Here is an 11,810-nt window from a genome sequence, read left to right as displayed (position 1 = left end):
CAATTGCATTGCCATGAACCCTACGCCTCTCAAAATCTTCGCCCTTTGTCTGGTCGCGTTGGTCGGCTGCCGGAAACAGACCGCGGTGGACGAAGTTTCGCTTCGCGAAAGCGGTGTCGTGATCACCGACCGCGACCTGACAAGCCTTGGCGGCCAATGGCACCAGTGGCGTGGCCCCGGCGGGGATGGCGTGGCCGACGACCAACCACTGCCGACGACTTGGGACGAAACGACCAACGTGGCCTGGAAAGTCGATGTTCCGGGGCGCGGTCACAGCAGTCCGATTGTCATCGATGACCTGGTGGTGGTCGGTTCGGCGATCGACTCGCAATCGGAACAGATCGTGGTCGCTTATGATCGCGAAACCGGCGACAAACGCTGGCAAGCGACGATCCACAAGGGCGGGTTTCCCGGCCGCGGAGAGGTCCACCAGAAAGCCACCAACGCCAACGGGACACTTGCCAGCGACGGCAACCTGTTGGTGACCGCGCACCTGAACCGCCAGCGGATCTTTGTCACGGCTTTGGACCTGGAAGGCAATCAGGTTTGGCAGCGAGACATCGGGGCGTTCGCATCGAAGTTCGGTTACGCCCCGTCGCCCGTTCTGTACAAGTCGTTGGTCATCGTCGCGGCGGATAATTTTGGTGGCGGCTATCTGGTGGCCATGGACGTGCAGACCGGCGAGATCGCCTGGCGAAAAAAGCGCGGCAATGCAAGTTCCTATTCCAGTCCCCACGTCGCAACCGTCGGCGGCGTGGACCAGGTGCTGATCAGCGGCGGCAATCGATTGGCCAGCTATGATCCGGCAACGGGCGAGACGTTGTGGGAAACCGAGTGCATCGCCGAAGCGACTTGCGGAACCGTGGTGACGACCCAGGATCGAATCTTTGCCTCCGGCGGATTCCCCGACAACGAAACCGTTTGCCTGTCCGACAAAGGCGAGCGGATCTGGTCGGACCGCACGCGAGTCTATGAGCCATCGCTGATCACCGACCCGCAGCATCTCTTTTCAGTCGACGACGACGGGATCGCGAGGTGCTGGTCGGTCGACGACGGGACGGTCCGTTGGAAGAAACGCTTGGGCGGCAACTTCAGCAGTTCGCCCGTGCTGTGCAACGGGAACGTCTACGTCGCCGATCTGTCGGGCAACTGCTACGTGTTCCAAGCATCGGGTGAGAAGTACGAACCGATCGCAACGAATCGACTCGGCGACGATTGCTACGCCAGTCCGGCCATCGCCGACGGTTCACTCTACTTTCGTGTCGGCGTCGGCGAGGGCGACGGGCGCAAGGAACAGCTCGTGCGGGTCGCGATGGCAGACTAAGACGGCAAGGTGATCCGATGGATGGCAGAATGATTCGGGGCAGAATGATGAAAAAGAACGACCAGCCAACCCATCATTCTGCCAGCGTGTGAATCGTGCCTTGGATCACCCGTCCGAACGATCGCCCCGATTCGTCTCGCAGCTTGTACGCAATTTGAATCGTCCACGTCGGCTCGATCGAGGGAATCTGCAAGTGCACCGTCTTGCCGTCGTCGCTGACATCGACCGAGGTGACGTCTAACGTTCGCTCGTTGAACCGGCCGGATCCGTAGTTGGCGGTCCGCCGCAAGTCCCATGTTTCAACGAGATAGTTGTACGGATCCGCAGCGGCAACCCTGTCGACGGGATCGGAAAAGTTCAGCGTGAGGCCGCTTTTGTGGGCGTGCATTTCGACGGGCAGGTGCATCGATTTACCGGTCGCCCGAATCCGGTACAACCCGCCGGGGCTGGCCGTTTGGTTGCTGCCCCACGCGCTCATGCCGCAGGCGTAGAGGTGTCCGTCGCTGTGGAAGCGGCCGCGCATGACGCCGGTCTCAAATTCCGGCAGCGGCAACCGACACATTCCGCCTTGCCACTGACCGTCGACCTGTTCATGCGGCACGACGAAGACTTTGCCGTAGCCATAGGACAGGCTCAACAATCGTCCATCGAGTTCACCCCATTTCTGACTGTCGACCCACAGCAGTTCCGAGGGTGAGCGATCGAAGGGTTTGTTGGGCCAACAGAGCGGTTGCTGCATCGCCGCATCGCGGGTGTCATCGGGGGCGCCGTAGCTGTACATGTTGCCATAGAAACCGCCTTCGGTGACACGATTGATTCGGTTCATCGGCGTCCAGTGGCCTTCTTGGTCGGTGACAAAGAACGATCCGTCGGGGTTGAGACAGACCCCGTTGGCGGCCCGAAACCCGTTGGCCAGAATCGTCGTTTGGTTCCCGTCGGCGCTGACTTTCAACAGCGTTCCGTGTTGTGGGATCAGCGAGTCTTGCGCGTGCCGGGCGCTCTTGGCGTAGTACAAGTTGCCATCGTCGTCGGCTTGCAATCCCATCGCAAACTCATGAAAGTGCTCGGTGACTTGATGGTCCTGGTTGAAACATTCATAGAAATCGGTTTCCCCGTCGCCGTTGAGATCATTCAGGACAACGATTTGATCGCGGCAGCCGACAAAAATTCTGCCGTCGACGATTTTGATGCCCAGCGGATGGAACAGTCCGGATGCGATCCGCCGCCACCGCAGCGATCCGCCGGGCTGGCCGATCCCGTCGATGATCCAGACGTCACCGTCGCAACAACATGCGACCATCGAATTGCCATCGGGAAAGAAATCGAGTCCCGACATCCGCAGTCGGCTCTTCCACGGATTGGTCGTCGGGCGTGTCAGTTCGTCGACGGCGAAGGGCCCGGAGTCCGCGCCGGTCCTGGGCTCCGTGGTCAACGTCTGCGGCCACTGGGGTGGACCACCACGGGTCAGCGGTCGCAAATCTTCCGGCTCGCCAGAAAACTTGAACAACGGCTTCATTCCGCGATGGGCTAAGTGCAACTCGAGATCGACCGGCGTGCTTTCCGCGGGGATTTTTAGGATTGTCAGCCCGTCGACGTCTTCCGTTTTCAACGCCTTGGGACCATGGACGGCGACGGCGACGGTGTCTTGGGGAGCGATGCGGATCGCCATGTCTCGGGATGATTTGGCGATGTTCAAGACGCGTACCCAGGTGACGGGAACATCGAACGGTCCAGGCCCCCGCTCTTCGGTCACCCGGTGAGACTCCAGCACCGCCGCGTCGCCGACGATGTAGGACAGGACGACACGATTGCCGTGCTTGTACAAACCCTTGTAATCCATCCACGACTTGGGAAACGGACCGTACGCTTGCCCATCGCGTTCCCGCCGGCGTGTGTCTTCCAGCGAACCGGTCAACGGATCGGCCCAGCCAGGCCCCGGCAAATTCTGAAAATGCAACTCGCCCACCGTCCGTGGTGATCGCCAATGTTTTCCGTCCAACAGAATGCCTTGCCAATCGATGAATCCGGTTCCCAGCCAGGCACCGGCGACCCGCATCGTGTCATGTTCAAAGGCCAAGAAATGCGAGCCTTGCGCAACACCGCCTGCGTGTTGATCAAGCTGAATCGCGATGCCCTTGTAGGCAAAATTGGTCTCCGGCGGCCACGTTCTCTCGGCAGGACGATTCTCTCGCTGCCCCCGCTCACGGTCTTCATTGGTGACTTCCGGTCGCGGCTTGGAATGCTCGCTCGTGATCTCATAGGTCCGCGTCAGGAAAGGTCCATAGTCCATCTCGCTCCACGGTCGATGGCGGACCGGCGCGGGTCCACGCAGTCGGCCCGGGGGCAGCGAATCCAGATACGCTTTGTCGACCTCGGTGTATTGCGACGCGTTAAAGGGTTTTAAGTACGCTTCACGGATGTAGTGAATCACATCGTACTTTTCGCGCGGCACCAGCTGACGTTGCGGCAACATCATCTTGTAGCCGTGGGTCAGGGTCTTGTACATCGTCAGCGGATCACCGCCGCTTTTGAAGGTCCCGGTGGCAAAACGCAAGGCATTGGGAAGCGAACCGGCTTGCTCTCGCGTGCCATGACAATTGATGCACAGTCCTTGATAGATCGCTTTCCCGCGTTGAAACGATTTCTCATTCCAACTGACAATCAAGCCGCGGTGATCCAGGTCGTTTTCATAGTCCGGCAGCGGAGGCGGCTGGATCAGTGACGCATCGGGTTTCATCCGCGCCGCCTGGTCAGGGCCGGCTTGTCCCAGTTCCACCAGGTAGCAGACCAGGTCATAGAAATCGTTTTCGTCGTCGAGCTGGTTGATCAACCCGTTCGGCATGATGGATCCCGACGGGGCCCGCGCTTCGATGCTGTCCAAAGAAACCGTCAGCGGTTTTTCTTCGCCCGGGACCACGACGGTCAGTGCCGCATCGGTTTCCGCCGCGATCATCCCGCTGAGCACGCGACCGTCATCGAGCAACAGACGCTCGGCGCGGAAACCGGGCCGGACGACTTTGGACGGATCCAGCAACGACTCGATCACATGCGAATACGTGACTCGATCGTTCATTTGCGAAAGATCCGGACCGAGACGATTATCGCCTTCGTCGGCCACGTGGCACTGAACGCAGCTCAATCCGGTTTGGTAAAACCGAATCGCCCCGCGTGAGGAATCGCCAAAGAGGTGGGCATGACGCGCCAGTTCATCCGCGTCACGCCGCTTCAAATCCGCTTCGAGTGTCTCTTGCGCCCCCGTGACGCCCGACAGGCAGACAACGGCGCACAGAACCCACGTGAACCTAACGAGGATGGAACCGGCCGGGACGGGGGGAGACGACAGGGTGCTCAAGAGAGGGGACTCGCGTGAGAAAGTTGGCGGGCATCGGTTGCGGCACCAATTTACTCGAAATCGCATGCGATGCGGCGCGGCGATGATGCGTCGATGAGATGCGGGCCGGAATCCTCTCTCACCCTCTTTGCGGAGGTCGTGGGGTTTTTGAAGTCACCCTCCCTTTTAGGGAGGGTCGGACGCGAGGTACGAGCGGCCGGGGAGGGTTTGTTGTGGCTCGAAATCACTCCGTCACGACCGCTCGACCCTCCCCTCGCTGCGCTCGACCCTCCCTGCCAGGGAGGGTGAGTCTAAAACTGCACGACTCTCTCTAAGGAGGGTGACTTCAGTTGTGTTGACATCGATGCCCAGGGGGAGCGTTGACGAAACCCTTTTATCGTCAACAACGAAAAAACGACACGATGACTACGGCAGGGCGACGGCGTCGTAATCGTTGAGCGTCGTGCCGGTATCGGCATCGACCTCGATCAATCGCACGCGATAGCCCCATAAATTGGCGACGTGACGCAGGACTCGATTGCAGGTGCTGGAACTGAGGGTTTTGCCGTCGCGAACGCGGTGGGTCAGCACCAGACGTCGATTGCCCTTCAAGTCCGCCTCGGTCACTTCGATCTCCGGATCGCGTTTGGAGAGATCGTATTGCTGGGCCAAACGGTGTCGGATTTCACGATACCCCGATTCGTCGTGGATCGCTTCGACCGACAGGTGTGGCGAGTCGGTCTCATCGCGCACGGCGAAGAGACGCATTTTTCGAATCAGATGCGGGCTGAGAAATTGCAGCACAAAGCTTTCGTCGCGGAAGTCCGCCCAGGCGTCGCGGAGAACGCCCATAAAATCTCCCCGCCCGGCGATTTCGGGGAACCACTCCTCGTCTTCCGGTTCGGGGGTCTGGCAAATGCGTTCGATGTCTTTCATCATCGCAAAGCCCAACGCATAAGGATTCAAGCCCTTGAATCGTTGGTCATCGAAATCGGGTTGCGTGACGACCGCGGTGTGCATGTGCAGGAACTCAAGCATCGCCGCGTCATTGACTTGGCCGGTTTCGTGCAAACGATTCATGAGTTGGTAATGGACAAAGGTCGCACAGCCTTCGTTCATCAATTGCGTCTGCTGTTGGGGATAGAAGTACTGCGCCGTCTTTCGCACGATGTCCAACACTTCGCGCTGCCAATCCTTCAACTTGGGCGCGTGGAGCGAAAGAAACCGGAGCAAGTTTTCTTCGGGCAATCGCAGCGCCGCGGCGGCGAGTTGCTGTTCCACGTCGTCGTCTTTGTCGGGACTCTCCTTCGTTTTCGGAAGCGTCCGCCACAGATCGTTGTAGGTCGCTTCCTCGTGGGATCTTCGCGATTCGGCTTTGATGGCCAGATCCTTGGATCGAACCGAGCGTTGCGGGGCGTAACGACTGACGCCTTGTGACATCAGCGAGTGGGCGGCATCGAGTGTTCGTTCGACGGCCTGCATTCCATACCGTTCTTCGCATTCGGCGATGAATCGTTTGGCATAGGCCAGATCATCGAGCACACGTTCGGCATGGGTCCATTGGCGGAACAGATAGTTGTTCTTGAAAAAATGGTTGTGTCCGAAGCAGGCGTGGGCGATCACGAGCGTCTGCATCGTCATGCTGTTTTCTTCGATGACGTAGGCGACGCAAGGGTCTGAATTGATCACCAATTCATACGCCAATGACTGCGCCCCCTTGCGATACAGCAATGCTTCTCGGGAATACCGTTTGCCAAACGACCAATGAGAATACATCAGTGGCATGCCGAACGACGCGTAGGCATCGAGCATCTGATCGCTGGTGATCACCTCGATCTGGTTGCGATAGACATCCAAGCCCATCTCGCCGATCGCGATTTCTTCGATCGCATCGTGGACCCGTCGCAGGTGGTTGAAATCCCACTCCGAGCCTTCGTACAGTAACGTCCGGTTGTCCATGGTCGCTCAAGACGCCTGTCGGTTGCTGGCGAACAGTTTGTGAAACACGCGGTAGATCTCGGTGGGATCCAAGACGGTGGCGCGTGCGAAGTGGGGGTGCGCGTCCAACTGGGAATAACCGCTCCACAGTGCACTGACGTACGACGATTCTTCTTCACCGACCTCGATGTAGGCGTAGTACTGGCAGAGGTCCAAAATCTCTCGCTGCAGCAACGCGATCGTACGCGGCATGTCGTGATCGAAATTGTGTCCGTCGGAGGCCTGTGCGGCGTAGATGTTCCAGTCTTGGACGGGGTAGCGCTCTCGAATGATCCGCAGCATTTCTTCGAGTGCCGAGGAGACCACGGTTCCGCCCGTTTCGCGGCCATGGAAAAAGGTCTCTTCGTCGACTTCGGCCGCCGTGTAGGTGTGTCGAATGAAGACCAACTCGACCGACCGGTAGTGTCGATTCAAGAACAGATGCAGCAGGATGAAAAACCGCTTGGCGAGGTCCTTGAGTGATTCGGTCATCGACGCCGAGGCGTCCATCAGGCAAAACATGACCGCTTGCGTGGCGGGTTTGGGCGTCTGTTCGAAGCGGTTGTAGCGGAGGTCGACGGGGTCCAAGAACGGGACCGCCCGCATCCGATCGCGGGTTTCTTCGATCAGCCGGGCAAGCCGCTCGGTTTCTTCGTTGTGACCTTCTTCGGCGTCGGCTCGCGCCTCGGCTTGTTCCAATTCGGCTTCCAGCCGGTTCAGTTCGTCAAGCCTGGGGCGTTTGAGTGCGATCCGTCGCGCCAGGCTGCGGCGCATCGTCTGGTATTTGTTCAGCCGCTGTGGGGAGCCGTCGTTGGCGTATCCGGCACGGCTCCATTTTTCGCTGGCGACGGATTTCAGCTTGCGTTTGGCCAGATTGGGCAGTTCGAGGTCCTCGAAGAACAGGTTCAAAAATTCGTCGCGGCTGAGCATGAAGACGAATGCATCTTCGCCGTCGCCGTCGGGGCTTCCGCCGGAACCGCTTCCCGAACCGCCGCCGGGTTTGCGAATCCGGTCGCCCCGTTGGTAGTTGTGGTTCCCCGGGATGACGTAGTTGCGACTGCCCTGGGCGCCGTCGAATCCGAAGGTCGGCTCGCCGATTTCGTTTGCGGTGACCGACACTTTTTCGCCGCTATCGAGATCGGTCACGCTACGGTTTTCGATCGCATCCTTGACCGTCTTGCGAATCTGGGACTTGATGCGACGAAGAAAGCGTTGCCGGTTTCCAAGGCTCTTCGATTTCGGGTTCTGCCGGCGATCAATCACTTGCATGGCGATCGTGTTCCTATCCTGACTTGCTGACACGCATGTACCAATCGACCAGCCGACGGACCTGGCGCCGTGTGTATCCACGTTGGGTCATTCGCTCGACGAACTCGCTGTGCTTTTGCTCGGCTTCGCTGTCCTTTTTGGCGCCGAAGCTGATGACGGGAAGCAGTTCTTCGATTTGTGAAAACATTCGCTTTTCGATGACTTCGCGAATTTTTTCATAGGAGGTCCATTCCGGGTTGCGGCCGTCATGTTTGGCACGCGAACGCAGCGCGAATTTGACGATCTCGTAACGAAAGTCCTTCGCGTTGGCGATCCCGGCGGGGTGTTCGATCTTTTCCAGTTCGTCGTCCAGGACATCGCGGTCCATCAATTGTCCGGTATCGGGGTCCTTGTAATCCTGGTCGTCGATCCAGGCATCGGCGTAGGCGATGTAACGATCGAACAGGTTTTGGCCGTAGCTGTGATAGGATTCCAGGTAGGCCTTGCGGATTTCGTTGCCGATGAATTCGGCGTATCGCGACGCCAGGTCTTCTTTGACGAACTCGAGGTAACGCTGCTCGGTTTCTTCGGGCAACTGTTCGCGCAGGATTGCTTTTTCGAGCACGTAGAGCAGGTGGACGGGATCCGCGGCGACCTCGTCGGTGTCAAAGTTGTAGGTTTCCGAAAGGATCTTGTAGGCGAACCGCGTCGACACGCCTTCCATGCCTTCGGCCACACCGGCGGCGTCGCGATATTCCTGGACGGTCTTGGCGTTCGGGTCGGTGTCTTTGAGCGACTCGCCGTCGTAGACCCGCATTTTGGAATACAGGTTGGAATTTTCGTGTTCCTTCAGACGCGTCAAGACGGAGAAACGCGCCATCATTTCCAGCGTGTCGGGCGCGCACGGTGCCTCGCCCAGTTTGGAGCTTTGGATTAGCTTGTCATAGATCTTTCGTTCTTCGGTGACGCGCAGGCAGTAGGGGACTTTGACCACGCAGATGCGGTCGAGAAAGGCTTCGTTGTTGCGATTGGATTTGAACGATTCCCATTCCGATTCGTTGCTGTGGGCGACGATGATGCCTTGATAGGGCATCGCGCCGACGTTCTCGGTGCCCACATAGGTGCCGTCCTGGGTGGCCGTCAGCAGCGGGTGCAGCATCTTGAGTGGTGCTTTGAACATCTCGACGAATTCGAGCAGACCTTGGGTCGTGCGGTTGAGTCCACCGGTGTAGGCGTAGGCGTCGGCATCGTCCTGCGAAAAATGTTCCAGCTTGCGGATGTCGACCTTGCCGACCAACGACGAAATGTCCTGGTTGTTTTCGTCTCCCGGTTCGGTCTTGGTCACACAGCATCGTCGCTGTTCCGAAGGCATCACGCGGACGACGGAGAATTTGGAGATATCGCCCCCGAATTCGTCCAACCGTTTGACCGCCCACGGTGACATGTAACCGCTCAGACGTCGACGCGGGATGCCGTACTCCTCTTCCAGTAAGAAGCCCATCGAGTTGGGGTCGAACAGCCCCAGCGGGCTTTCGAAGATCGGACTCATTTCATCGCCGGCGCACAACACGTAGACCGGTTGCCGTTGGATCAAACGCTTCAGAGCGTCCGACAGAGAACTCTTGCCGCCGCCGACCGGGCCGAGCAGATACAGAATCTGTTTTCGTTCCTCGAGACCTTGAGCGGCGTGACGGAAATAACCCACGATACGTTCGATGGTTTCCTCCAATCCATAGAACTGGTCAAACGCGGGATAGACCTTGATGGTCCGGTTCATGAAGATCCGCCCGAGACGGGAATCGCTGGACGTATCGATCTGCTTGGGTTGGCCGATCGCTTGAACCATTCGCTCGGCGACGCTGCTGTACAACGACGGATCATCGCGAGCCGCCTCCAGATACTCCTTCAGCGTGTAACGAACTTGTTTTTCGCGTTCGTATGTCTCGGAATAAAGCTGCAATAAATTGGGCTTGTTCGTCATTACATTGGGTCTGCCGACTCTGCCACGAAATAGACGCGCAAGATGCATCCCCTGGAATCGATCGGAGTCGCATGCGATCGGCTTTCTTCAGTTCTGGCTGTCCCGCCTGGGAGTCCCCGCGGCGACGGGGTGACACTGAGAAACAAGAGGATGGGGCGTGTGATCATTATTACATGATCAAGCCGCAGGAAGGAACGAATTTCCTTCCGTTGCCCTTCCCCGCAAATGCATGCAACGCCTGGATCGGGAACGATTGATGCCCGTTCGACCGCCGAAACAACCGATTGGGACCGATCCTGGCGGTTCCGGGGGGATTCCCAGGCAAATCACGCGACGCAGCGGGTTCCTGGCCACCCCAAAAGCAGATTTTTAAATTCGATCACCCCGGGTGGTGGACAGCTAAGAAGACCGTTGATTTCTTCGGCAATTCGGTTCCGGGGAGATCCCGCCAACGGAGAGGGGTGGCGACGAGGGCGACGCGAAAAAAGAGGGGGCCGATCCTGCGGTCACAGATCAAATTCGCGACACAGTTCATCGATCACGTCGTCGGACATCGCTTGGACGCTGCCGATCGATCGGGCGTTGATCACCGCTTCGGCGGTGGACTCGAGCACTTCCAATCGATCAAACGCGTCCAGGACACTGCGTCCGGTGACGATCACGCCATCGTTTTCCAGGATCGCTGCCGGCGTTTTTTCGTTGACATAGTCCGCGATCTGATCGCCGTCGCCGAATTGGACGCCGTAGGGGACACGTTGCACGTCTCGCAAGAACACGTAGCTTTCCGGAATCGTGCGGACGTCGAACTCGCTCTCGGTGACACTGAATGCCGTCGCGTTGACGGGGTGTGCAAATACGATCGCATTGACGTGGGGATGACGGCGGTAGATCGCTTGATGTGCCTTGGCCGCGCGGCTGGCCAGTTTCCCCGCTTCGCGGCGATCGCCGTCGATCAAGACAAAATCATCGACGCCGAGCAATTCCCGATCCTGTTGCGTGGGCGTGATCAGGAACGCGTCGTCGCCGACCCGCGCCGAGAAACTGCCCTCGGTGCTGATCAACAACCGTTGGCGACAACCGCGGCGAACGAAGTCACAGAGTTGCCGCCGCAATTCCGTTTCGGTTGCACTGGCCGGCGGCGGGTCAAGATTGTCAAAGTCGACGCTCCGCCGGGCCGCCTGGTCCAATCGTTGATCGTCCAACAGTTTGACCTTGCCCAATGCCGACGCCTTGATCAGCGTCTTGCCGGCAAACTCGAACGCTTCGAATCGCTTGAACGCGTCGGAGAGTGATTCACCGGCGACGACGACCCCGTGGTTCTCCAGGATGACGCTGTCGGCACCCTCGGCGAACGACGCGGCGATGTTCGCGCCCAACTGCTTGCTGCCCGGACAGGCGTACGGCGCAAAACCGAGTTTTCCACAGACCGAATGCGCTTGATGGAACAACCGCGTGTCGGGCGTTTGGCGGCAGATGCTGAATGCCACCAGGGCGACCGGGTGCGCATGAACGACCGATCGAACGTCCGGACGCGCGTCGTAGATCGCCTTGTGAAAGGGAAATTCCGAGGACGGCGGATGCGGACCGTCGGTGCTGCCATCGCTGCGCACACGGATGATGTCTCGACGCGTCAAGTTTCCCTTGTCAACGCGAGCCGGTGAAATCCAAATGTCGCCCGCCGCGTCGCGGATCGACAGGTTGCCGCCGGAGGTCGTCGTCATCCGGTACCGATAGATGCGATCCATCGTCTGCATGATCTCGTCACGCGGGTGAATCACGTTTCGCGAAGTCGTCATAAAAAACCTTGACAGTCGAATGCGCGGCCGAAAACAAAACCACGGAGGTGAAATGGGGTTTGCAGCCCATACTATGACATCCGCGGGGGCACTCTGCCATCGGTGGGGCATCGGGGGGCGTCGAACGCGCTTGTGATGCAATGAAGTGGTGCG

The 11,810-nt window shown here is 58.8% G+C and carries 6 protein-coding genes; 1 reads left to right on the top strand and 5 read right to left on the bottom strand.

The features are described from left to right. The first annotated feature begins 13 nt into the window (after positions 1-13). Positions 14-1,324: a PQQ-binding-like beta-propeller repeat protein gene (locus Enr13x_RS02935; protein ID WP_145384614.1), complete on the top strand. Its 1,311-nt coding sequence runs from the start codon at positions 14-16 to the stop codon at positions 1,322-1,324. Between the two features lie 73 nt (positions 1,325-1,397). Here Enr13x_RS02935 and Enr13x_RS02930 read toward each other — a convergent pair whose 3' ends face one another. The 5 genes from Enr13x_RS02930 to Enr13x_RS02910 all read right to left on the bottom strand — a co-directional run bounded on the left by Enr13x_RS02930 (position 1,398) and on the right by Enr13x_RS02910 (position 11,657). Then, entirely contained in the window at positions 1,398-4,676 is a 3,279-nt protein-coding gene (locus tag Enr13x_RS02930; protein WP_197455741.1) for a DUF6797 domain-containing protein, read from the bottom strand. 405 nt (positions 4,677-5,081) lie between these two features. Beyond that, entirely contained in the window at positions 5,082-6,614 is a 1,533-nt protein-coding gene (locus tag Enr13x_RS02925) for a SpoVR family protein (protein WP_145384612.1), read from the bottom strand. Between the two features lie 6 nt (positions 6,615-6,620). Next, positions 6,621-7,901 carry a YeaH/YhbH family protein gene (locus tag Enr13x_RS02920; RefSeq protein ID WP_145384611.1) on the bottom strand — a complete coding sequence of 427 codons (1,281 nt, stop codon included), beginning with the start codon at positions 7,899-7,901 and terminating at the stop codon, positions 6,621-6,623. Positions 7,902-7,914: 13 nt separating this feature from the next. Continuing rightward, complete coding sequence (locus Enr13x_RS02915) at positions 7,915-9,861, bottom strand: PrkA family serine protein kinase (RefSeq protein WP_145384610.1); 1,947 nt, start codon at positions 9,859-9,861, stop codon at positions 7,915-7,917. Between the two features lie 506 nt (positions 9,862-10,367). Next, positions 10,368-11,657 (bottom strand): class II aldolase/adducin family protein, encoded by a 1,290-nt coding sequence (locus tag Enr13x_RS02910; RefSeq protein ID WP_145384609.1) that lies wholly within the window; start codon positions 11,655-11,657, stop codon positions 10,368-10,370. Positions 11,658-11,810: the final 153 nt, after the last annotated feature.

Source organism: Stieleria neptunia, from assembly GCF_007754155.1.
Lineage (GTDB): Bacteria > Planctomycetota > Planctomycetia > Pirellulales > Pirellulaceae > Stieleria > Stieleria neptunia.
Note: the sequence above shows the minus strand (reverse complement) of the source record. Positions and strands in the feature narration are given on the sequence as shown.